This is a genomic window from Rhodobacter sp. NSM, assembly GCF_052244495.1.
In the GTDB taxonomy this organism is placed as follows: domain Bacteria; phylum Pseudomonadota; class Alphaproteobacteria; order Rhodobacterales; family Rhodobacteraceae; genus Cereibacter_A.
This window is the reverse complement of sequence record NZ_JBQPXH010000001.1, coordinates 648,755-671,017: the sequence shown is the minus strand read 5'-3', so window position 1 is coordinate 671,017 and position 22,263 is coordinate 648,755. Positions and strand designations below refer to the sequence as shown.

Below are 22,263 nucleotides of genomic sequence, written 5' to 3'. Positions count from 1 at the left end.
ATATTGACTCGGAATCCCTCATACCTCATCCTGTGTCGAAATCTGGGTGGGGTGTGGAATGAGCGACAAGACCTTGACGCGAATGGATCTGAGCGAGGCAGTGTTCCGCGAGGTGGGCCTGTCGCGCAATGAATCGGCGCAACTCGTGGAGTCGGTGCTTCAGCATGTGTCGGATGCGCTGGCGACCGGAGAGATGGTCAAGATCTCTTCCTTCGGGACATTCACGGTTCGTGACAAGTCCGCCCGGATCGGACGAAACCCCAAGACCGGCGACGAGGTGCCGATCTCTCCGCGCCGGGTTCTGACCTTCCGCCCCTCGCACCTGATGAAGGAGCGTGTCGCCGCCGGCGGCAAGAACTGATCGGATATGCGGATGGAAAAGTCGGCCGAAGCCTTCCGCACGATCAGCGAGGTCGCCGAGATCCTCGAGACGCCGGCGCATGTCCTGCGATTCTGGGAGAGCCGCTTCCCGCAGATCCGCCCGGTGAAGCGCGCGGGGGGGCGCCGATACTATCGTCCGTCCGACGTGGCGCTTCTGGCCGGGATCAGGCGGCTCCTGCATGACGACGGTTTGACGATCAGAGGCGTGCAGAAGATCCTGCGCGAGCAGGGCGTGCGCCATGTCGCAAGCCTCAGCGGTCAGGATCCCGGCCCCGCGCCGGAGGATGCGGCGGCAGCCAGCCCCCCCGCCGCGGACGAACAAGCCGGTTTCACCTTCGAGGAGGTGCCCGAGATCCGCGGCGAGGTCGTGCCATTCTCCCGGCAGGCGCCGGCGGGCGGTCCGCTGCGTGCCGAGGCGTTGCGCCGTCCTCCTGCCGCACGCGCTGACCGGCCGCCGGAGCTGGATCTGGACGGTGCCGGCCTCCCCCCTGCCGGTGCCGAAGGGTCGCCACTCGAAGGGCCGGATACCCCTTCGACTTATGTCGGAGCGCAGGAGGCATCGCCCGACGGGGCGGAGCCGCGGGAGGCCGATGGCATGCCGGAAGGGGATGGCGCAAGCCCTGCCCTTGGCGACGCCGCCACAGGCTCCGATCCCGCGGATGATCGCGCGCCCGCTGTCGAGGAGGCCGAGGAGGAACCGGTCGCGTGGTCCGCTCCCGAGCCGCTCCTGCCGCGCGTGGATCACGGTGATCAGCCGGAGGCGGCGCAGCCGGCGGCAGAAGCGCCGCCCCCCCTCGACGACGGCGCGCGGCAGCCCGCCGCAGCGGGGCCGGTCGCTGTTCCGCCATCCGCCGGAGAGGGGCTGGTCCCCGCCGGGACCCCTGTGCAGGGCCCAGACGATTCACCCGCCGCCAAAGCGCCCAATGCCGCGATGCGCCGGGCTTCCGACACCGCGCCGCAACGCGAGCCGCACCAGATTGCCGAGGGCGAGATGCCGGAGGGGCCCGATCCGGCCTGGCGCGCGACCCCGCTGCGCGCCCTTCCCGAGGGGTGTCTTGCGCACCGGCGCGAGGATGTCCTTGCCCTGCGCGCGCGGCTGCTTGCCCTGCGCGAGCGTCTGCAGGCGCCCTGAACCTGAGCGGGAGGAAGCGCCCGAACCGATGCGTTTCCCGCTTGCTCCCGCGGCGAATCTCGTTATGTATCCCGCCTGTCGGGCCGTGGCGCAGCCTGGTTAGCGCGTCCGTCTGGGGGGCGGAAGGTCGCGAGTTCGAATCTCGCCGGCCCGACCATCAAAAACGGCCCGCCTCGCTTGAGGCGGGCCGTTTTGCATCAAAGGCCCTGCCGAGGAGAGAGGGATGACCGGAGTTCTCGCATCGCAACGCATCCGGTCGCTGATCGCCTCGGGCGCGATCGCCGCCGAGCTGCCGGTGATCCCCGGACAGATCCAGCCGGCCAGTCTCGATCTTCGCCTCGGGACGGTGGCCTACCGCGTGCGGGCCTCGTTCCTCGCGGGCGCGGGCCGCACCGTGGCCGAGCGCCTTCAGGAGTTCGAGATGCACCGGGTGGACCTGACCCCCGGCGCCGTGCTCGAGAAGGGCTGCGTCTACGTCGTGCCGCTGATGGAACGCCTCCGCCTGCCGCCGGGCGTGTCGGCGGTCGCCAATGCGAAGAGCTCGACCGGCCGGCTCGACCTGCTCACCCGCAGCATCGCCGATGGCGGCACAGAGTTCGACCGGATCCGCGAGGGCTACGAGGGCCCGCTCTATGCCGAGGTCTGCCCGAGAAGCTTCTCGGTCCTCGTCCGGCCGGGAATGCGCCTGAACCAGATCCGCTTCCGCGAAGGCGAGGCCACCTTGACGGATGCCGAGCTTGCCGCCCTTCATGACCGCGAGCCGCTGGTGAACGGCGAGCCGGTGATCTCGAATGGCCTGGGCTTTTCCGTCGATCTCCGTCCTGCGGACAGCGACCTCCTGGGCTATCGCGCGAAACCCCATACCGGCCTGATCGACCTCGACCGCATCGGGCATTATCCGGCCGCCGACTTCTGGGAGGAGATCCGCTCGCATGAAGGCCGGATCATCCTCGATCCGGGCGCCTTCTACATCCTCGTCAGTCGCGAGGCAGTCACCATCCCGCCGGACCACGCCGCCGAGATGGCCCCCTATCTCGCCATGGTGGGCGAGTTCCGTGTCCACTATGCGGGGTTCTTCGATCCGGGCTTCGGCCATGCACGCTCGGGCGGCGCGGGATCGCGCGGCGTGCTCGAGGTGCGGTGCCATGAGGCGCCCTTCGTGCTCGAACATGGTCAGGTCGTCGGCCGTCTGGTCTACGAGCGGATGGAGGAGCAGCCCGACATGCTCTACGGCGCGGGCATCGCCTCGAACTACCAGGGACAGGGCCTGAAGCTCGCCAAGCATTTCCGGGCAGGCTGAGTGCCAGCGGCGCCCACGGGCCGTCCAGCCGCCGCCGCGGGAGCCACGTCCGGGGCAGACGCCTGCCGCGACCTGCGGCAGGTGGCGGCCAGGGTCAGAGCCAGTTCTTCCACTTGAAGTAGGCCCAGGTTCCGGCCGCAGAAGCCAGCATGAGGCCCAGGGCGACAGGATAGCCGAACGGCCGCTCCAGTTCCGGCATATGCGCGAAGTTCATCCCGTAGATGCTGGCCACGAGCGTCGGCGGCAGGAAGAGGACCGCCACGACCGACACGATCTTCACCGTCGCGTTCTGCGACAGGTTGATCATCCCGAGCGTCGCATCCGTCGCCAGGGCGACCCGCTGCGAGATGAAGTCCGCATGGACCTCCATCGCCGTGATGTCGCGCTGCAGGCTCTTGATCGCGGGCTTCAAGCCCTCCTGCTCGATCCGGTCGGGCAAGGTCTGCGCAAAGAAGCCGATCGCGCGCTCGAGCGTGAGCAGCGCGAGCCGGATGTGGGCCAGACGCTCGCCCTCGCGGCCCACCTGTTCCAGAAGCTCCTGAAGGCGTTCGGGCGCCGGAGCGCCATGGGTGCGCGACTGCGCGGGCGGCTGGAAGATCGCGCGCGAGACGGTGTCGAGGCTGCGCCCGCTCGCCTCCATCAGGTCGGCGAGGCGGCCCACGATCTCCTCGATCAGACCGAGGAAGACCTGCTCGGATCGTGCGCAGCCGAGGCCCACCTTGTCTGCGCGCTCGGGATAGGTCTCGAAGGGGCGCGGCGCGTGGTGGCGCACGGTCACGAGGCGGCGCGGCGCAAGGATGAAGCAGACCGGAGACGAGATCTGCTCCTTCAACTCGTTCTGCCCCGGCAGGACCACGGTCATGTAGTCGAGCCCACCCTCGCGGTAGAGGCGGCTCGAGACCTCGATCTCCTCCATGTCCGCCAGCGTCGGCACATCGACCCCGAGCCGCCGGACGGCCTCGACCTGCCCCGGCAGCGGCTTGTAGAGGTCGATCCAGATCGCGGCCTCCAGCCTGTCGTCCGGCTCGCCGGGGGCGGGCGGCGGCAGGCGCTGCAGCTTCGCGCCGGATCTCTGATACGCGAAGAGCATGGTCCACCTCCTGCTGACAAAGGGTGAGTAGCGCAGCCGCAGTGTCGTGCAAGTGTCTTCCGCGCCTCAAGGCGGGAACCCGATGTTCCCGCCCCGCCTCTTCCGGACAGGGTTGCGCTTCGACGCATTGCACAACGGCACGGATCGTGAGACGTGGGTTCGGCCCCGCCGGGGCGCCGCTGAACGAGGCTCGCGGCGTCCGACCGGCCCAGAGGAGGACCCGGATGACCGAAGAGGCCGTCTTCGCCCCAGAGACCGACGCACGCGCCTTCCGCGATGCGCTCGGCCGCTTCGCGACCGGCGTCACCGTGGTGACGGTGCTTGACGGCGAGGGGCCGATGGGCATGACGGCCAACAGCTTCGCCTCGGTCTCGCTGGATCCCCCGCTGGTGCTCTGGTCGCCCGCGAGGTCGTCCAGCCGCTTCGACATCTTTGCGGGCGCAGATCATTTCGCGATCCATGTCCTCGACGACGAGCAGGGCGATCTCGCGCAGCGCTTCACGCGGGGCGGCGCGGGCTTCGACGGCCTCCAGTATCGGTCGAATTCCGATGGCGTGCCGCTTCTTCCCGCGCCGCTCGCGCGCTTCGACTGCCGGCGCATGGCCGTGCATGACGGCGGCGATCACGCGATCGTTGTGGGCGAAGTGCTGCGCGCCGCCATGCGGCCGGGCGCGCCGCTTCTCTTCTCGCAGGGGCGCTTCGGACGGTTCCTCCCGGCCTCCTGAGGGGCAACCTTGCGACATCTCGCCACGGACGGACCTTCGTGCTAGATGTGCTCCGATGAGGAGTTCCATGACCATGTCACTTGACTTGCCCGAAGCGCAACTCGACGCGGCCGCCGTGCCTCCCGACCGGATGGTGACCCAGGCCCAGGCCGCGGCCAGCTTCCTGAAGGCGCTTTCGCACGAGGGGCGGCTGATGATCCTCTGCCACCTCTCGAACGGCGAGCGGTCCGTGACCGAACTCGAGACCCTGCTCGCGACCCGGCAGGCGGCGGTGAGCCAGCAGCTCGCGCGGCTGCGGCAGGACGGGCTCGTCTCGGCCCGGCGGGAAGGCAAGACGATCTGGTACTCCATCGCCGACCCGAAGGTGAGCCGGGCGGTGGCCATGCTCTACGACATGTTCTGCCGGACCTGAGGCGCTCGCCATGTGCGGACGCATGGCCCACAAGGACCTCACCTGGGCGCAGCTTGCCGGCTGGATGCGGGGCCTCGCGCCCGCCGGGGACGAGATCGAGACGCGTTACAACGTGCCGCCCACCGCGAGGATCCCGATCGTGCGGGCCGCCCCGGGCGGGCTTGAGGGAGACCTCTCGCGCTGGGGGCTGATCCCGGCCTTCCACCGCTGTGGGCTGAAGGACTGGAAGGCCACCACGATCAACGCCCGCGCTGAAAGCGTGGCGTCGGCGCCAAGCTTCCGTGCCGCCTATCGCAACGGCCGCTGCCTCGTCCTTGCTTCGGGTTATTACGAGTGGCAGGTCAGGGGCGGCGTCAAGCACCCGCATTACATCGCGCCCGCCGGCAATGCGCCCGCCCTCCTGATGGCGGGTGTGGAGAGCCGCGTGCGCCTGCCCGACTACCAGGGATCCACCTGCGCCGTTCTGACCGAGCCGGTGCGCGGGGATCTGACCGGGGTGCACGACCGCATGCCGGTGATGATCGGGCTCGAGTCGGCGGACGACTGGCTGGGCGGCTGCCCGGTCGAGGAACTGCCCCGTCTTGCGGTCTCCGCGCTGCGTTGGCACGAGGTCGCGCGGACCGTCAGTTCGATCCGGAACGAGGGGCCCGAACTGATCGAGCCTGTCGAACCCGCCGAACGCGACCTCTTCTCGATCTGAGCCGGGCGATCGACGGCCAGCGATGACCGCCCGCGGCAGGCCGGACCGGCCCGCGCGACGACTGACCGGGGCGTCCGTTCTGCCATTCGGCCGAAGGCTGCGAGGCGTTAACGAAGGTTGCCCGCAGCCGACGAGGCGACCCGCCCCGGCGGCCGAAGCGCGGGCGCTGTTACACAACTGTCATGGAACTGCAATAAACCCGACTCGCAACGGGTCTAGGACGGCGCCGAGGCCGCCCGCAGCGGTCGTCCAACCGACAAGGAGAGTCCCATGTCCCTTCTCAAGCTCACGGTGTCGTCGCTGGCCGTGGTCGCCGCTTCCGCGGGCGTCGCCGCCGCGCGTGACAATATCCAGACCGCCGGCTCCTCGACCGTGCTGCCCTATGCCACCATCGTGGCCGAGGCCTTCGGCGAGAACTTCGACTTCCCGACGCCGGTCGTCGAATCGGGCGGGTCGGGTGCCGGTCGCAAGAAACTCTGCGAGGGCGTCGGCGAGAACACGATCGACATCGCCAACTCCTCCTCGCGCATCAAGCAGTCGGACATCGACCTCTGCGCGCAGAACGGCGTGGACGAGATCATGGAAGTCCGCATCGGCTATGACGGGATCGTCTTCGCTTCGGACATCGCGGGTCCGGACTATGCCTTCACGCCGGCCGACTGGTTCAAGGCGCTGGCCGCCCAGATCGTGGTCGATGGCGAGGTCGTGGCCAACCCGAACACCAGCTGGAACCAGGTCAATCCCGATCTGGCCGACCAGCCGATCCTCGCCTTCGTTCCCGGCACCAAGCACGGCACGCGTGAAGTGTTCGACGAGAAGGTGATCCTCGCCGGCTGCGAGGAGACCGGCGCCATGGAGGCCTTCGCGGCTGCCAACGGCGGCGACGAGGACAAGGCCGAGGAGATGTGCATGACGCTGCGCACCGACGGCGCCTCGGTCGACATCGACGGCGACTACACCGAGACCCTCTCGCGCATCGACGCGAACAAGAATGCCATCGGCGTCTTCGGCCTCTCGTTCTACCAGAACAACACCGACAAGCTGAAGGTTGCGACCATGTCTGGCGTGACCCCCTCGGTCGAGACCATCGCCGCCGGCGACTACCCGGTGTCGCGCCCGCTGTTCTTCTACGTCAAGATGGCGCACCTCGACGTGATCCCGGGCCTGCAGGAGTACATCGAGTTCTTCGTCTCCGACGACATGGCCGGCCCGGAGGGCCCGCTGGCCAACTACGGCCTCGTCTCGGACCCGGAACTGGCCAAGACGCAGGAAATGGTCGCGAACCGCGTGCCGATGGGCCCGCTCAGCAACTGACGATACCAGGCGGCGCGAGGATCCCTCGCGCCGCCCCTTCCCCTGATCCGGACATCCCATGAGCCTCGGCATCCTCGTTCTGGCCGTCCTGACACTCGCCGCCGCAGGCTTTCTGGCCGGCAGGCGGCGCGCGATTTCCACCGCCGGCGGCGATCCGCGGCGGCTGCATTCCCTGCCCGGTCACTATGGCCAGTATGTGGCGCTCCTGACCGCGGTCCCGGCTCTGGCCCTGCTGGCGCTCTGGCTCGTGCTGCAGCCTGCCTACGTCGATCACCGCGTTTCGGCCCTGCTGCCTGCCGATGCCACCGCGGATGCGAGCCTCGTCATGGCGGACGTGCGGCGCATCTCGATGGGTCTCGACCGGCTCGCGGTCGCCGAGAACCTCTCGGATCGGGACGTGGCGGCCCTGCCGGCCGACGGCCTCGCGGCCCGCCTCCGCTCGGTTGGCGCAGCGGTGACCAGCGTCACGCCCGAGACCTTCGCCGCCGCCCGCGCCCACCGCGACCTGCAGGCGACGCTCGGCCTGTGGATGTCCGTCCTCGTGATGGCGGCCGGCGCAGGAGGCTTCGGCCTCGCGCTGCTGCGGATCGGGCCGGACTACCGCGCCCGCAACGTGTCCGAGCGCTTCATCATGTGGATCCTGATTGCGGCCTCGCTGGTGGCGGTGGCGACGACGGTCGGGATCGTGCTGTCGCTCGTCTTCGAGACGATGCACTTCTTCCGCCTCTATCCGGCGCAGGACTTCTTCCTGAGCCTCACCTGGAACCCGCAGTTCCGCGGCGGCTCGGATCTCGGCATCTGGCCGCTGATCTGGGGCACGATGTACATCTCGTTCATCGCCCTGCTCGTCGCCGTGCCGATCGGGCTGCTGACGGCGGTCTACCTGTCGGAATATGCGGGTCCGAAAACCCGCGGCTGGGCCAAGCCCGCCATCGAGATCCTCGCGGGCATTCCCACCATCGTCTACGGCCTCTTCGCCCTCATCACCGTCGGCCCCGCGCTGCGCGACTGGTTCGCCCAGCCGCTCGGCCTCGGTTCCTCCTCTTCCTCGGTGATGACCGCGGGACTGGTGATGGGGATCATGCTCATCCCCTTCATCTCGTCCCTGTCCGACGACATCATGAATGCGGTGCCCCAGTCGCTGCGCGACGGCTCCTACGGGCTCGGCGCCACGCAGTCCGAAACCGTGAAGCAGGTGATCCTGCCCGCGGCCCTGCCGGGCATCGTCGGCGCGATCCTCCTCGGCGCAAGCCGCGCCATCGGCGAAACCATGATCGTGGTGCTCGGCGCGGGCGCCGCGGCGAAGCTCTCCATGAACCCCTTCGAGGCGATGACCACCGTCACCGTGAAGATCGTGAGCCAGTTGACCGGTGACACCGAATTCGCCTCGCCCGAAACCCTCGTGGCCTTCGCTCTCGGCCTGACGCTCTTCGTCATCACGCTGGTGCTGAACGTCATCGCCCTCTACATCGTGCGCAAATATCGGGAGCAATACGAATGACCGACGCCTCCGCACCCGCGGGCTCCGGCCGCGGCACGGGCACGCTCCTTGCGCCCGACGCCCGCACCCGCCGCCGCAACGCCGCCGAGCGCCGGTTCCGGGCCTACGGCATCGGTGCCGTGGCCATCTCGCTCCTCGCCCTCCTGATGCTGCTCACGTCGGTCCTCGGCAACGGCGCGGGCGCCTTCCGCCAGACCTTCGTCGAGATCCCGCTGACACTGGACGCCAAGATCGTGGACCCGAAGGGCAATCGCGACGTCGAGGAGATGAAGAAGGTCACGACCCTCGGCTACGGGCGTCAGCTCGAAGCCTCGATGGTGGCGGCTGTCGCGGCATCCGGCCTGAAGACCGAGGAGATCAGCGACAAGGACATCGCGGGCCTCCTGTCCAAGGAAGCCGCGGCGACGCTGCGGGACCGCGTGCTGGCCAACCCGGACCTCGTCGGCGAGACGATCACCTTCCGGGCGCTCGCCAACGGGCGGGTTGACGGCTTCTTCAAGGGCCGCGTGACGATGGGGAGCGCGGCTCTCGACAGCAACGTGACGCCGGAGCAGCTCGCCCTCGCCCAGCGGATGCGCGACGCGGGCCTCGTCACCGTCGCCTTCAACCCGCAGTTCCTGTTCGGAACCGACGCCTCCGAGGTCCGCCCCGAGGCCGCCGGGCTGGGCGTGGCCATCCTGGGGTCGGCCTACATGATGTTCATCGTGCTGGTTCTGGCGCTGCCCATCGGCGTCGCGGCCTCGATCTACCTCGAGGAATTCGCGCCGAAGAACCGGTTCACCGACCTGATCGAGGTCAACATCTCGAACCTCGCCGCCGTGCCCTCGATCGTCTTCGGTATCCTGGGCCTCGCCATCTTCATCAACTTCATGGGCCTGCCGCAGTCGGCGCCCATCGTCGGCGGCCTCGTGCTGACCCTGATGACCCTGCCCACGATCATCATCGCCACCCGCGCGAGCCTCAAGGCCGTGCCGCCCTCGATCCGCGACGCAGCACTCGGCATCGGCGCCTCGAAGATGCAGTCGATCTTCCACCACGTCCTGCCGCTGGCGATGCCCGGCATCCTCACCGGCACGATCATCGGCCTTGCGCAGGCGCTGGGCGAAACCGCCCCGCTGCTCCTGATCGGCATGGTGGCCTTCGTGCGCGAATACCCCTCAGCGCCGCCGGAGGGCTTCTTCGATCCCGCCTCGGCCCTGCCGGTGCAGGTCTACAACTTCACCCAGCGCGCCGACCCGGCCTTCGTCGAACGGGCCTCGGGCGCCATCATCGTGCTGCTCGTGTTCCTCGTGGTGATGAACACGGTTGCCATCATTCTTCGCCGCCGCTTCGAACGCCGCTGGTAAGGAGCCCCGACATGGACGACATCCGTTATGCAGAGCGCGTCGTGAGCGCCAGCGACGTCAAGATCGCCGCCCGCAAGGCGCAGGTGTTCTACGGCACCAACCACGCCCTGAAGGATGTGGACGTGGACATCCTGGGCCAGACCGTCACCGCCTTCATCGGCCCCTCGGGCTGCGGCAAGTCCACATTCCTGCGCTGCCTGAACCGCATGAACGACACGATCCCGGGCTGCCGGGTCGAAGGGCAGATCACGCTCGACGGCCAGAACATCTATGATGCGCGCGTCGATCCGGTGCAGCTGCGCGCCAAGGTCGGCATGGTGTTCCAGAAGCCGAACCCCTTCCCGAAGTCGATCTACGACAACGTGGCCTACGGTCCCCGCATCCACGGACTCGCCCGTTCCAAGGCCGAGATCGACGAGATCGTCGAGAGCTCGCTGCGCCGCGCGGCACTCTGGGACGAGGCAAAGGACCGCCTTGCCTCGCCCGGCACCGGCCTCTCGGGTGGCCAGCAGCAGCGGCTCTGCATCGCGCGGGCCATCGCCACCTCGCCCGAGGTTCTCCTGATGGACGAACCCTGCTCGGCGCTGGACCCCATCGCGACTGCCCAGATCGAGGAGCTGATCGACGAGCTTCGCACGCAGTTCTCCGTGGTGATTGTGACCCACTCGATGCAGCAGGCCGCGCGCGTCAGCCAGCGCACGGCCTTCTTCCACCTCGGCCGGCTTGTCGAATACGGCGAGACGGGCCAGATCTTCACCAACCCGCGTGACCCGCGGACGGAAAGCTACATCTCGGGCCGGATCGGCTGAGGAGGAGGACAGAATGATGACCGAACCCCATATCTTCCAGGCCTTCGACCGCGATCTCGAAGCCGTGCAGGCGCTCATCATGAAGATGGGCGGCATGGTCGAGGCGGCCATCCTCGACGCGGCCCAGGCGCTCGAGACCCGCGACGAGGAGCTGGCCGAGCAGGTCCGGCGCAACGACGCCGCCATCGATGCGCTCGAGGAGCGGATCCAGGCCGAGGCCGCGCGGCTCATTGCGCTGCGCTCGCCCACGGCGACGGATCTGCGGACCGTGCTGACGGTCATAAAGATCGCAGCCGCGCTCGAACGCTGCGGCGACTATGCCAAGAACCTCGCCAAGCGCTCGGTCGTCCTCGGCCAGCTCGCGCAGGTGGGGGATGCGGCGGGCTCGATCCGGCGCATGGCCAAGACGGTGGAGCTTCTTCTCAAGGACGCGCTCGACAGCTACATTCACCGCGATGCGGCGCTTGCCGCCGACGTGCGCCAGCGCGACCGCGAGGTGGACCAGATGTACAACGCCCTCTTCCGCGAGTTCCTCACCCACATGATGGAGGATCCGCGCAACATCACCGCCTGCATGCATCTCCACTTCATCGCCAAGAACATCGAACGGATGGGGGACCATGCCACCTCGATCGCCGAGCAGGTGATCTACCTCGTGACCGGTCAGCTTCCCGAGGAGCCGCGTCCGAAGGCCGATCTCACGGCCAGCAGCGCGGGCCTGCCCGCGGCGGAGGCCAATTGATGTCGCCTGCCGACCAGCCCGTCGTGCTCCTCGTCGAGGATGAGCCCGCACAGCGCGAAGTGCTCTCCTACAACCTTGAATCGGAAGGGTTCCGCGTCGTGCAGGCCGGCACCGGCGACGAGGCGCTGATGCTCGTCGAAGAGGCGGGACCGGACGTCATCGTCCTCGACTGGATGCTGCCCTCGGTCTCGGGGATCGAGGTCTGCCGCCAGCTGAAGACGCGCCCGTCCACCCGGTCCGTGCCGATCATCATGCTCTCGGCCCGCTCGGAGGAGGTCGACCGCGTGCGCGGCCTCGAGACCGGCGCCGATGACTACGTGGTCAAGCCCTACTCGGTGGTCGAACTCATGGCGCGCGTGCGCAGCCAGCTTCGCCGGGCGCGGCCCTCGAGCGTCGGCCTAGCCCTGGAATTCGAGGATATCCGCCTCGATCCCGAGACGCACAAGGTCCACCGCAGCGGCCAGCTCCTGAAGCTCGGGCCGACCGAGTTCCGGCTGCTCTCCACCTTCATGGAAAAGCCCGGACGGGTCTGGAGCCGCGAGCAGCTTCTCGACCGGGTCTGGGGCCGCGACATCTACGTGGACAGCCGCACCGTCGATGTTCACGTCGGACGCCTGCGCAAGGCGCTCTGCATCCACGGCGGCGAGGATCCGCTGCGCACCGTCCGCGGCGCCGGCTACGCCCTGGGCTGATGCGGCACCGCCGCGCGGGCAAGAGCGCGTCGCTCTTGCAGCGCTGGCACCCGCGCGCGAACCTGCGGGATGAGGACAGGCGCGTCGCGCCCGCCGACCCGTCGCATCGGCACGCGCCTTGCCCGTTCACGTGCAACGGAGATCAGCGGGTCGCCCCGGCCGCTTGGTCGCCCCGGCACCGGCACTGCCCTGAGGGTCAAAGCCGGGGGTTACCAGTCGCCTCCTCACCCTAAAGTGGGATTGCCGCCATTGGCCGATCCTGCAAGGCTCGCCGGACGGACGACCGGGGAGGGGTCGGATGTCGGGATGGAGAGAGACGAGCGGCCGGGGCCGGCGTCCGGCGGGTGCCGGAACGCTGATCCTCTTGCGGCTGGGCTTTCTCCTCTGCCTCATCCTGCTCTGGTGGATGGCCTCGGCCACCGTGCCGCGCGGGCTGATCCCCTCGCCCGCGGCCACTGCCGCATCCGCCCTGCGCCTCTGGTCCGAGGGCAGGCTGCAGGCCGCGGTGGGGCAGAGCCTCGTGACCTACGGCTCGGGTCTCGGCGCGGCCATCCTCGTGGGCATCCCGTTCGGGGCCCTCATGGGATCGGTCCGCCTCTTCGGCCGCACGGTGGACATCTTCGTCTTCGCCCTCGCGGCCACGCCCCGGGTGGCCTTCATCCCGCTCATCATCGTGCTGCTCGGCCTCGGCACGGAAGCCAAGGCCATGATCGTCTTCCTGGGCGCGGTGATGCCGATCATCCTGAACACCTATGCAGGCGTCCTCGCCCGCGACGAGGAACTGATCGAGATGGCGCGCTCCACCGGCGCGTCCGAGGCGCGGATCCAGCTTCACATCGTCCTGCCCGGCGCCCTGCCCTTCCTCGTCGTGGGCCTGCGCCTCGGCGCCACCATCGGCCTCATCAATACCGTGGTGGCCGAACTCTACACCGCCGTGACCGGCCTCGGAGGTTTGCTCGCCCTCTACGGCAACACCTTCCGCATGGCCGACTATTTCGTGATCGTGCTGGCCCTCGCCGCGATCGGCGTGATCGTGACCGAGAGCCTTCGCCTGCTGGAGGGCCGGCTCTCGCGCTGGCGCCTCACGGACAGGCCGTAACCTGTTGATGGAGATCCGATGAAACGCCTTCTCGTCCTGCTTCTGCTCGCCCTCGCCCCGCCCGCCGCGGCCGAGCCGTTCCGCCTCATCGTCAGCGACCTCGAGACCCCGCTGGTGCCGAACTCCGTCATGGATCTGGCGCTTGCCAACGGCTACTTCGAGCGCGCGGGCGTCGAGGTGGAACTGGTCCGGGTGCAGCAGACCCCGATGGCGATGGCCGCGCTTCAGGCCGGCGAAGGCGAGATGGCCAATGTCTCGACCGACGCGCTGTTGCAGATGGTGGCGCGGGGCGCGAGCGACCTGCGGGCGGTGATGTCGCCCAACAAGTCGCTGCCCTTCCTCATAGCCTCCAGACCCGAGATCGCTTCGCCCGAGGCGCTGCAGGGCCGAAGCTTCGGGATCGGCCGCGTCGGCTCTCTCGATCACTCGCTGAGCGCCAAGGTGCTTGCGACGAAGGGCGTGGACATCTCGGGGCTGAACCTCGTGCCGCTGGGGCAGCCGGCGGTTCGGGCGCAGGCGCTGCTCGCGGGGCAGGTCGATGCCACGACCATGTCGATCGGGACGTGGACGGCCATGCCGGACCGTGACAGCGTGAACATCCTGATCGGCATGGACGACTACTTCGCGGCGGCCCCGGTGACGACGAAGGTCAACGTGGTGACGACGGAAACGCTCGAGAGCCGCCGTCCGGAGGTGGAGGCCGTCATCGAGGCCCTGGTACTGGCCGCGCGGGACTTCCAGAATCCGGCGACCTGGGTCGAGCGCATGAGGGAGGCGCGGCCGGACGTGCCGGTGGCCGATCTCGAGACGCTGGCCGAAGCCTACCTCAACAGCTGGAGCGTCGACGGCGGCCTGACGCGCGAGGAACTGAAGGTGACCACGGAATGGATGTACGGCACGGAGGACTTCCAGGGGCTCCGCCCGGTCGGGCTCGAGGAATGGACCGATTTCGGCCCGCTGGAGACGGTGCTGCAGAAGCTCGGCCCGGCCCAGGGTTGAACGAGCCCCACGTCCGCCTCGACGGCGTCTCGCTCGCCTTCGGCCGGGGCGCATCTCGCATGCCCGCGCTGGACCGGATCTCGCTGACCCTCGGCCGGGACGAGGTCGTGGTGGTGCTGGGTCCGTCGGGCTGCGGAAAGACCACGCTGCTGCGGCTCGTGGCGGGACTGATCCCCCCCGATGCGGGATCGGTGACCATCGACGGCCGCCCGCCAATGCCCGGACGCGATACGGCGATGGTGTTCCAGTCCTTCCGCCTGATCCCGTGGAAGACCGCGCGCGAGAACATCGTCTTCGCCCTGCCCCGCCTGCCGCGCACCGAGGCGCTGGAGCGCGCCGACGATTACCTCGGGCTGGTCGGCCTTTCGCGCTTCGCGAAAAGCTGGCCGGCGCAGCTTTCCGGCGGCATGCGGCAGCGGCTGGCGCTGGCGCGTGCGCTGGCGGCCGAGCCCGCGATCCTGCTGATGGACGAGCCCTTCGCCAGCCTCGATGCGCAGTCGCGCGAACTCATGCAGGTCGAGCTCATGCGGCTGCTGGAGCGGCGGCCGGCAACGGTGCTCTTCGTGACCCATTCCGTCGACGAGGCGCTGATCCTTGCCGACCGGATCCTGCTGATGTCCCCCCGGCCGGGTCGGGTGGTCGAGGAGGTCGAGGTGACCTTTCCGCGCCCCCGCTGGGACGGCGATTCCCGTGCCCTGCCCCGCTACGCCGACCTCCGTCGCCACCTCTGGGACCGGCTGCGCGACATGGTGCTCAACGACCCGGGCTCGGATTTCCACGGCCGCAGCTGATCGCGGTGCCGGGCCGGGTCAGAAGCAGGTCATCTCCGCCTCGGCCTGCGCGCGGCGCAGGTCGGCCACGTCGGCCTGCGTGACCGGGATCCGGAAGAGGTTTGCCCGCTCGCCCGCGCCGAGACGCATCGAGAGGATCGTCTCGGCTTTCTCGTAGGACCCGTAGGGAAGGATCGAGGCGATGACGTCGATCGAACAGGCGCAGCGCCGCATCGTGTCCCTGTCCTGCCCGTTCGTCGCGAGGCAGGCGAAGATGTAGTCGGCCCGAGCGAGGGTGGGATAGTCGTTCAGGCTCTCGTCGAAGTGGATGTCGGGTGCAGCCCGCACGGCCCCCGCCTCCGGGCCCCGCGCAGCGCGGACCGCGCCGGCGGCCGGAGCGCCCGGCGAGACGGCTCCGGCCGCAGGGCCATCCGCCCCCGGACCGGCGGCCCCTTGAGCCGGTCCCGCGCCCTCGACCTGCCCTGCCGCCGGCGATGGCGGCGCATCGGGCGAAGGGGTGCCGGTCTGGGCCAGAAGAGGCAGCGGCGCGAGGATCAGCGCGAGCAGGAGGCGCATGGTCATCTCTTCTCCAGCGTCAGGGTTTCCCGGTAGGTCCCGCCCGCAGAGGTCGTGTCGGCCTCGAGCGCACGGAGCGGCACCGACTGCCCCGCGTCGAAGGTGATGCGCAGGACGAGATCCGCGAAGGGTCCCATCGCCTGACGCCGCGCATCCTGCGCGAAGGGATGCAGCTCCACCGTCACCGGCCCCTGAGCTTCGGCGAAGTCCGCCGCGGCGATCGCCTCGCGCATCCGGTTGCGGATGTAGAAGGGGCTGCCCTCGGTGATGATCGCCATGCTGCGCACCGTGTTCTCGAGGAACCAGAGCAGCACCGGATCACCGCCCGATGCCGGAAATTCGGCGATCGGAACGTCGCGCCCCGCCATATGGTGGACGAGGGACAGGCGCGTGGCCTCGCCCGCTCCCTCGGGCGTAACCACCAGTTCGCCATCCGGCACCAGCTGAAGCCCCGCGATCTCGGGGCCCTTGCGCTCATGGGCATAGCGCGTCACCTCGGTGGTCGCCGCAAAGGCGCCGGGCTGGAAGATGACCTCGGCCAGCCTTCCGGCCTCGGCGGCCGGGGCCGCCGACAGCGCCGCCAGCAGCAGCATCGCACGAATGGGTTTCATGGGCGGATCGTCCTTTCATTCCGCGGCGGCCGCGCTCCCGCGGCGGCCCTCAAGAAGCGCCGAAAGCGTGCTGCGCAGCTCGGTCTCGGAAACGGGCTTGCGCAGCAGCGCCGCCTCGAGCCGGTCGGCCTGCGCCTGCAGCCCGGGATCCGGTTCGGCCGTCACGATCAGCGCGGGGAGGCGTGACCCGAGCCTGCGGCGAAGCGCGCCTATCGCGCCGAGCCCCGTCTCGTCCCGGTCGAGGCGATAGTCCGTGACCAGCGCCTCGGGCCGGAAACGGCGGAGCTCGCCGAGCGCGGCCCGCGTTCCCTCGGCCGTCGCGACCACCACGCCCCAGCGGCGCAAGAGCAGCGCATAGGCGTCGCGCATGGCGGCGTCGTTCTCGATCACCAGCACCCGCCGGCCCGCAAGCGGGACCGGTGCCGGCCCGGTGACCGGATCCGCCATCAGGAGCGGATCGGCAGGGGTGCCCGCAAGACGCTGCACGGCCCCGGTTGTGGCGGCCGGGGCGGGCTCCGACGCCAGCGCGCCGGGCGCCTCGAGCGCGCGCGGCAGGCGGATGCGGAAGACCGAACCGCGGCCCGGCGCGCTCTCCAGCGCGATCTCGTGACCGAGACGCAGGCAGGCGCGCCGCACGATCGAGAGACCGAGACCGGTGCCCGGCTCCTCGCCCTCGGGCGCGAGCCTCTCGAACTCGTTGAAGATGCGCTCACGGTCCTCGGCGGCGATGCCCGGGCCCGTGTCATGCACCTCAAACCAGACGCCCGAGCCCTCGCGCCGCGCCCCGACCAGCACCCGCCCGGTCCGCGTGTACTTGATCGCGTTCGAGATGAGGTTCTGCGCGATCCGGCGCAGGAAGACCGGGTTCGACATCACCGTGGCCGAGGAGATGACGAAGCGCAGTTCCAGCCCGCGGGCCTCGGCGTCGCCCTGGAAATCCACCATCAGGCGCTGGAACAGCCGGCCGAGCGAGACGCGCTCGCTGGAAATGTCGAGGCGGACCGAATCGAGCCGCGAGATCTCGAGCAGCGCCCGGATCAGCTCCTCTGTCGAGTCGAAGGCCGTGCCGATCCGCGCCACGAGGCTGGCCTGCATCGGCTCGCTGACCGTCTCGGCCAGATGCGACAGGAACAGCTTCGCCGCGCTCAGCGGCTGCAGCAGGTCATGGCTCGCCGCACGGAGGAACCTGCTCTTCGAGCGGTTGGCCTCGTCCGCGGTCTCGCGCGCCAGCGCCAGTTCCCGGTTCACGGATTCCAGATGCGCCAGCGCCTGTTCGAGGTCGCGGTTGCGCGCCAGAAGCTCCTGTTCGAGCACGGCGGCGGTCTGGAACAGCATCCAGTGCGAGCCGCGCGAGGCATCGGCGCGGTCGAGGCGGTCGATCAGCGCCGCATTGATCCGCTTCAGCTTCTCGACCTGCCGCTCGAGGCTGTCGTCGTCACGCAGCATCCGCCGGCTCCATCAGCGCGAGGCCCACGAAGGTCTGGTTCACATGCACGCCGCCATGCTGCTCGCCATAGGTGTTGAAGCCCGCGATGCGCCACTCGGCGAAGAGCCGAGCCACGGCAGGCACTAGCCCGGCCTGCTCGAGCGCGAGACGGCGCAGGATGCAGTCGAAGGCGAGGATCAGCGCCGGCCGCCGCCCCAGCGCCTCGAGCCGGGCCTGAAGGCCGTGGGTGGGGTCGTCCGCGCGCCCGAGGGCCAGCAGGACGCCGCTCTCGATCGAGGACATGAGCGTGAGGCCGCCTTCGGGCGTGACCTCACGGATGGCGCGCACGTGATACTGCCCGCCCATCCGCACCAGCAGCGGATTTTCGGCGAACACCCGCGGGCTCAGGGCCTCGGGAGCGAGGCCGATCAGGCGCGCGTATTCCTCGGCCGCGGGTTCGGCGTTGATCTCGAGGATCAGCCGCTCCTCCGGCACCGCGGCCGTCACGACCATGCGACTGCCCGACGGGGTGAAGTGGTCGAAAATCACCTGCTCCAGCGAAAAATCGGTCTCGAACAGAGCGAACACCGCGCTGTCGCGGTGGCTCTCGCCGTCGAGGACCAGGCAGGTTTCCTCGAAGCGCAACCCGTCGCCGGCGGACCCGCCGAGCACCGGCAGCCGGTGGGCCACGGCGTCGACCGTGGCTGCGACCAGTTCCTCCTGCCGGCTCAGCCCGTCGATCAGCAGCAGGCCGAAGCGGTGCCGGCGCGGCTGACCGTCGAAGCGGGCGAAGAGAGCGCGCAGCTCGGACATCCAGTCGGACACCCCGAGACCCGAAAGGTTGCGCAGCCAGACGGCATCGGCCCGGAAATGCGCGGAGGGCAGTCCCACCGCCACCACATGCCCATTTTCGTAACCGCCGCAGGCAAACTCACCTGCCGAAGAGCAGCCGATCACGCGGGCTCCGGTGGTGTGCCCTACGTGCTGCGCAAGCGAGGGCAGGTCCGCTCCGGGCGACGAGAAGATCAGGACCACGACAGAGCCGGACTCAGCCAAGCCGGCGCAGAGGCGCTCGGCCAGGTCAGGCGCGTCGGCGGGTTCGGACAGCACGACAGGCGCACCCGGCCGCAGGCCCGCACGTCGTTCCTCGTCCAGAACCTCTGCGCTCAACAACGTTCCCCTTACCGCGCGAAGATCCGCGCCTTGCTTGCCAGCAGGGCCGCCTGCGTGCGGTTCCTCACGTTGATCTTCGACATGATGGCCGCGATATGGGTCTTCACGGTCGCCTCGGCGATCGAGAGCTCGTAGGAAATCAGCTTGTTCGGCCGCCCCTGACAGATGAGCCGCAGGATGTTCATCTGTTGCGGCGTGAGAGTGGCGAAGCTGCGGGCAAGTTCGCGCATCTGCTCGCCCCCGTCCTCGCCCGTGCCCTCCGCATCGTACTCCTCGGGCGTCACCGGCTCGCCGGCCCACATCCGGCCGAACGCCTCGACCATCTGCGGCCGGGGCAGGCTCTTCGAGACATAGCCCTGCGCACCGGCGGCCATGACCGCCGTCACCATCTCGGTATCGACCTCTGCCGAGATCACCGTCAGCGGCACCGCGCGGGCAAGCTTCTTCAGGCTCATTACCCCCTCGATCCCACGCACATCCGGCAGGTTCAGGTCGAGCACGATTGCATCGGGCAGCGCCCCCTCGCGCAGAAGCTTCTCGGCAGCCGACAGGCTCGCCGCGCTCCGGACGCGCTTCAGGCTGAAGGCATGCGTCAGCGTCATTGCAAGCGCGTCGCACATCAGCGGATGGTCATCGACGATCAGGACGTCGCCGATCATGCGGGAGGGCACAGGATGCGCTCCCGCGCATGCGATGCCTCCGCCAGTTACGTGACCCATGTCTTCCTCCCCTTTCCGCGCGGGCTTCCTCCTCCCTGCGCGGCTTCTTCAGGCCCGGAGCGTCTGCCCTCCCGGATCGCTCCGTGACGCATCCTGCCCGCAAGCGGTAACGTGCGGCAACCCGTTCCGGTTCCCACCTTCGCGATGCGAAAGTCTCACCCGGCCGGCACCGGGAAGGTGCCCCCGAACTCCACCCCCTCCGTATCCACCGCGCGGACGGTGATCGCACCCGAGCCATTGTCGCGATAGCGGAACGTGAACACCGGATCCTCCGAGATCGAGATCCCTCCGGTCATCGTGAAAAGCAGGTCCTCGCCCTGCCGCACCTCGAGCAGGTCGATGAAGCGCGCCGGGATCGTGAGCAGCGTGATCTGGTCGCGCTGCAGGCCCGAGTAGTTCGGATGCCGGATCATGAGCTTCGCTTCCCGCCGCAGATCGCCCCCGCTCGTCTCGGCAGCGACCGGCTGGAATCGGATCTGACCGAGATGGGCCAGCGCCGCTTCGGCATCCTTGCCCGCGGGCGCGGCGCAGCCTCCGGTGGCGCGCACGAAGCGGCCGGCCATCTGCCACTGTCCGTCCGCAGTCCGGGCCACCGCCCGGACGTTGGAATAGGCGTTGACCCGCACCCGAACTTCCATGTCCAGCGGATGCATCGCCTCGCCGAGGGTAAAGGTCGCCGCAACAGGCGAGGGATTCTCGTCAATCATGAGCGTCAGTTCCTCGAGCCGCGGCCCATCGGCGGGCTGCGTCACGCGGACCGGCACCAGCGCCGGGTCATGAGCCCGGAACGGCGCGTCAAGCGCGAGCGCGCCGGGTGTCTCCTGAATGGCATCGGTGCCGAAGACGTCGAACTGCAGGCTCTCCCACGCCTCGCCCGGCTGCATCGGGCTGGACTTTTCCTCGGCCCAGAGCGGTGTGGTCAGAAGAACTGCACAAATGATGGTCGGCCGGATGATACGCATGGCGATCTCCTGTGCTGTCGCCGAACATCAAATCACGTGGGGCCGCCCCCGCCTATGAGACTTTCGGCTGAGTGCGCGCCGGATCGGAAGCCGCTAGGCAGGGGCATGTTCCATCTGCTGCTCAGCGCCTGCCTCGCGGCCGAGCCCGCAACCTGTGCCGAACGGCTTCTTCCGGCACCCGAAGCACGGACGGAGGCGGCCTGCCGTGCGGACGCCGCGGCGAAAATCGACCGATGGCTCGCCGCGCATCCCGGGCTGGTCGGCGGCGCCAGCCGCTGCGCACGCACCGATGACCTGCCACGGCTGTCCCTGAAGGAGATCACCCCGGGCGTCTGGGTGCACGAGGGCCGGCCTGCCCTGCCCGACAGGCGGAACCGCGGAGAAATCGCGAACCTCGGCGTCGTCATCGGCGCCGCAGGCATCGCCGTCATCGATGCGGGCGCCAGCCGGGCCGAGGCCGAGGCGCTCTTCGCCGCCATCCGCACGCTCAGCGACCTGCCGATCCGGGCAGTGATCCTGACCCACATGCACCCCGACCACTCCTTCGGGGCCGAGCTTTTCCGCGAGGCCGGGGCAGAGATCCTTGGCTCTCCCAAGCTCTCGGCCGGCATCGAGGCGCGCGCTGCCGCCTGGATGGAGAGCTACCCGCCACAGGTCGGGCGCGAGGCGCTTCTCGGCACCCGCGTTGCGCTGCCCGATCGCGGCCTGCGCGACGAAACACTGGATCTCGGGGGGGCGACGCTGCATCTGCAGGCCGTCGCCACGGCGCATACCGACAATGACCTGACCGTCCTGCATGTGCAGTCCGGCACGCTCTTCACCGGGGACCTTGTGTTCAACGGCCTCCTGCCGACCCTCGACGGCTCGCTGAATGGCTGGCTCGATTGGCTGAGGGGCACCCGGCCCGAGGTGACGCGGATCGTTCCGGGCCATGGCCCGGCACCCTTGCCCTGGCCGGACGGGTCGGCCGCGACCCTGCGCTATCTCGAGCATCTGCGCACCACCATCCGCGCGGCCATCGCGGCGGGCGAACCCATGAGCAAGGCTATCCGCGAAAGCGATCCGGAGGAGGCGGCGCGGTGGCAAGGCTACGAGACCAGCCATCCGCGGAACGCCTCCGCCGCCTATGCGGAACTGGAATGGGAGTGAGCGCGCCGGGATGTGCCAAAGCCCCCGCGCGCTACTTCGAAAGCTGGTTCGCCACCGCCCGCCCCAGCGCGAAGGCGCGGCGCTCGAGGATCACCGGCGTCTCGCAGACATAGGTGAGCGACTGCTGGCGGTCGCGGAAGATCCGCGTGTCCCAGTCGAGCTGCTCCTCGAGCGCGTCGATCCGGTCGAAGTCCTTGTCCTCGGCCTCCATCAGCCGGCTCATCTCGGCGCGGGCCTCGTCGAGCCGGCGGTCGAGCGCCTCCTGGCTGTGGGCGTAGCGGGTAATGCCGGACATGACCCGGCTGCGAACCACCTCGATCCGCTCGAAGGTCGCGAGGTAAAGCGCCACCAGTTCCGCCGGCTCATGCTCCGCCGCAAACTCCGCGATCCGCTCTTCGGCCTGGTCCACCGGAAGCCGCCGCTGCTCCAGCTCCTGCGCGAGCCGCTGGATCTCGGGCTTGCGGGCGAGGCTCTCGGTCGTCTCGTCGGGCAACGGGCCGCTCCAGACCTGACCCAGCGACAGATGCGGCTGCTTGCGCTGGATGCAGGGCCAATCGGGATCCGAGAAATCCGCCGCGGCGGCCGTGCCGGCCGCCAGCATCGCCGGAATGAACCATTTCAGCATGGGCTTCTCC

24 protein-coding genes and 1 tRNA gene are annotated in these 22,263 nt (G+C 69.2%); 17 read left to right on the top strand and 8 right to left on the bottom strand.

All coding sequences use genetic code 11. The features are described from left to right. The first annotated feature begins 58 nt into the window (after positions 1–58). The 4 genes from ihfA to ACTVZP_RS03170 all read left to right on the top strand — a co-directional run bounded on the left by ihfA (position 59) and on the right by ACTVZP_RS03170 (position 2,813). Positions 59–361 carry an integration host factor subunit alpha gene (gene ihfA / locus ACTVZP_RS03185; protein WP_443210636.1) on the top strand — a complete coding sequence of 101 codons (303 nt, stop codon included), beginning with the start codon at positions 59–61 and terminating at the stop codon, positions 359–361. 12 nt (positions 362–373) lie between these two features. Continuing rightward, positions 374–1,513: a MerR family transcriptional regulator gene (locus ACTVZP_RS03180; RefSeq protein ID WP_443210635.1), complete on the top strand. Its 1,140-nt coding sequence runs from the start codon at positions 374–376 to the stop codon at positions 1,511–1,513. 79 nt (positions 1,514–1,592) lie between these two features. Then, positions 1,593–1,670, top strand: a tRNA-Pro gene (locus ACTVZP_RS03175). Between the two features lie 66 nt (positions 1,671–1,736). Beyond that, positions 1,737–2,813, top strand: a complete 1,077-nt coding sequence (locus ACTVZP_RS03170; RefSeq protein WP_443210634.1) for a 2'-deoxycytidine 5'-triphosphate deaminase — start codon at positions 1,737–1,739, stop codon at positions 2,811–2,813. A gap of 94 nt (positions 2,814–2,907) precedes the next feature. Here the strand turns inward: ACTVZP_RS03170 and ACTVZP_RS03165 are convergent, their stop codons facing one another. Beyond that, positions 2,908–3,903 carry a magnesium transporter CorA family protein gene (locus ACTVZP_RS03165; protein ID WP_443210633.1) on the bottom strand — a complete coding sequence of 332 codons (996 nt, stop codon included), beginning with the start codon at positions 3,901–3,903 and terminating at the stop codon, positions 2,908–2,910. Positions 3,904–4,127: 224 nt separating this feature from the next. Here ACTVZP_RS03165 and ACTVZP_RS03160 point away from each other — a divergent pair, with 224 nt between their 5' ends. From ACTVZP_RS03160 to ACTVZP_RS03105, 12 genes are all read left to right on the top strand, one after another. Beyond that, positions 4,128–4,628 carry a flavin reductase family protein gene (locus ACTVZP_RS03160; protein WP_443210632.1) on the top strand — a complete coding sequence of 167 codons (501 nt, stop codon included), beginning with the start codon at positions 4,128–4,130 and terminating at the stop codon, positions 4,626–4,628. Between the two features lie 67 nt (positions 4,629–4,695). After that, positions 4,696–5,040, top strand: a complete 345-nt coding sequence (locus ACTVZP_RS03155) for an ArsR/SmtB family transcription factor (RefSeq protein WP_443210631.1) — start codon at positions 4,696–4,698, stop codon at positions 5,038–5,040. A gap of 22 nt (positions 5,041–5,062) precedes the next feature. Further along, positions 5,063–5,740: an SOS response-associated peptidase gene (locus tag ACTVZP_RS03150; RefSeq protein ID WP_443210630.1), complete on the top strand. Its 678-nt coding sequence runs from the start codon at positions 5,063–5,065 to the stop codon at positions 5,738–5,740. 270 nt (positions 5,741–6,010) lie between these two features. Further along, on the top strand, positions 6,011–7,054 hold the full coding sequence (locus ACTVZP_RS03145; RefSeq protein WP_443210629.1) for a PstS family phosphate ABC transporter substrate-binding protein: 1,044 nt from the start codon (positions 6,011–6,013) through the stop codon (positions 7,052–7,054). 58 nt (positions 7,055–7,112) lie between these two features. Then, a complete protein-coding gene (pstC, locus tag ACTVZP_RS03140) occupies positions 7,113–8,555 on the top strand; it encodes a phosphate ABC transporter permease subunit PstC (RefSeq protein ID WP_443210628.1) in 1,443 nt (480 codons plus the stop codon). After that, positions 8,552–9,901, top strand: a complete 1,350-nt coding sequence (pstA, locus tag ACTVZP_RS03135) for a phosphate ABC transporter permease PstA (protein ID WP_443210627.1) — start codon at positions 8,552–8,554, stop codon at positions 9,899–9,901. The genes pstC and pstA overlap by 4 nt, the downstream gene beginning before the upstream one ends. 11 nt (positions 9,902–9,912) lie before the next feature. Beyond that, positions 9,913–10,710 carry a phosphate ABC transporter ATP-binding protein PstB gene (pstB, locus tag ACTVZP_RS03130; RefSeq protein WP_443210626.1) on the top strand — a complete coding sequence of 266 codons (798 nt, stop codon included), beginning with the start codon at positions 9,913–9,915 and terminating at the stop codon, positions 10,708–10,710. Between the two features lie 13 nt (positions 10,711–10,723). Next, positions 10,724–11,452 carry a phosphate signaling complex protein PhoU gene (phoU, locus tag ACTVZP_RS03125; protein WP_443210625.1) on the top strand — a complete coding sequence of 243 codons (729 nt, stop codon included), beginning with the start codon at positions 10,724–10,726 and terminating at the stop codon, positions 11,450–11,452. After that, the gene (gene phoB, locus ACTVZP_RS03120; RefSeq protein ID WP_443210624.1) at positions 11,452–12,144 is read left to right on the top strand and encodes a phosphate regulon transcriptional regulator PhoB; all 693 of its coding nucleotides are present in this window, start codon (positions 11,452–11,454) and stop codon (positions 12,142–12,144) included. Before phoU ends, phoB begins: the two co-directional genes overlap by 1 nt. A gap of 298 nt (positions 12,145–12,442) precedes the next feature. Then, a complete protein-coding gene (locus ACTVZP_RS03115; protein ID WP_443210623.1) occupies positions 12,443–13,243 on the top strand; it encodes an ABC transporter permease in 801 nt (266 codons plus the stop codon). Positions 13,244–13,261: 18 nt separating this feature from the next. Beyond that, entirely contained in the window at positions 13,262–14,242 is a 981-nt protein-coding gene (locus tag ACTVZP_RS03110) for an ABC transporter substrate-binding protein (RefSeq protein WP_443210622.1), read from the top strand. Next, positions 14,239–15,033: an ABC transporter ATP-binding protein gene (locus tag ACTVZP_RS03105; RefSeq protein WP_443210621.1), complete on the top strand. Its 795-nt coding sequence runs from the start codon at positions 14,239–14,241 to the stop codon at positions 15,031–15,033. Before ACTVZP_RS03110 ends, ACTVZP_RS03105 begins: the two co-directional genes overlap by 4 nt. Before the next feature lie 18 nt (positions 15,034–15,051). On the opposite strand, the gene ACTVZP_RS03100 is transcribed toward ACTVZP_RS03105, so the two are convergent. From ACTVZP_RS03100 to ACTVZP_RS03075, 6 genes are all read right to left on the bottom strand, one after another. Continuing rightward, on the bottom strand, positions 15,052–15,594 hold the full coding sequence (locus ACTVZP_RS03100) for a hypothetical protein (protein ID WP_443210620.1): 543 nt from the start codon (positions 15,592–15,594) through the stop codon (positions 15,052–15,054). After that, on the bottom strand, positions 15,591–16,199 hold the full coding sequence (locus ACTVZP_RS03095) for a hypothetical protein (RefSeq protein WP_443210619.1): 609 nt from the start codon (positions 16,197–16,199) through the stop codon (positions 15,591–15,593). Before ACTVZP_RS03095 ends, ACTVZP_RS03100 begins: the two co-directional genes overlap by 4 nt. A gap of 15 nt (positions 16,200–16,214) precedes the next feature. Next, positions 16,215–17,645: an ATP-binding response regulator gene (locus tag ACTVZP_RS03090; RefSeq protein WP_443210618.1), complete on the bottom strand. Its 1,431-nt coding sequence runs from the start codon at positions 17,643–17,645 to the stop codon at positions 16,215–16,217. After that, positions 17,635–18,795, bottom strand: a complete 1,161-nt coding sequence (locus tag ACTVZP_RS03085) for an FIST N-terminal domain-containing protein (protein WP_443210617.1) — start codon at positions 18,793–18,795, stop codon at positions 17,635–17,637. Before ACTVZP_RS03085 ends, ACTVZP_RS03090 begins: the two co-directional genes overlap by 11 nt. A gap of 11 nt (positions 18,796–18,806) precedes the next feature. Continuing rightward, positions 18,807–19,517, bottom strand: coding sequence for a response regulator (locus ACTVZP_RS03080; RefSeq protein WP_443210616.1), 711 nt, complete (start codon positions 19,515–19,517; stop codon positions 18,807–18,809). 155 nt (positions 19,518–19,672) lie between these two features. Beyond that, positions 19,673–20,479, bottom strand: a complete 807-nt coding sequence (locus ACTVZP_RS03075) for a quinoprotein dehydrogenase-associated SoxYZ-like carrier (RefSeq protein WP_443210615.1) — start codon at positions 20,477–20,479, stop codon at positions 19,673–19,675. Positions 20,480–20,584: 105 nt separating this feature from the next. On the opposite strand from ACTVZP_RS03075, the gene ACTVZP_RS03070 reads away from it, so the two are divergent. Then, entirely contained in the window at positions 20,585–21,628 is a 1,044-nt protein-coding gene (locus tag ACTVZP_RS03070) for a quinoprotein relay system zinc metallohydrolase 2 (protein ID WP_443210614.1), read from the top strand. Positions 21,629–21,659: 31 nt separating this feature from the next. Here the strand turns inward: ACTVZP_RS03070 and ACTVZP_RS03065 are convergent, their stop codons facing one another. Beyond that, on the bottom strand, positions 21,660–22,253 hold the full coding sequence (locus tag ACTVZP_RS03065) for a hypothetical protein (RefSeq protein WP_443210613.1): 594 nt from the start codon (positions 22,251–22,253) through the stop codon (positions 21,660–21,662). Between the last annotated feature and the right edge of the window lie 10 nt (positions 22,254–22,263).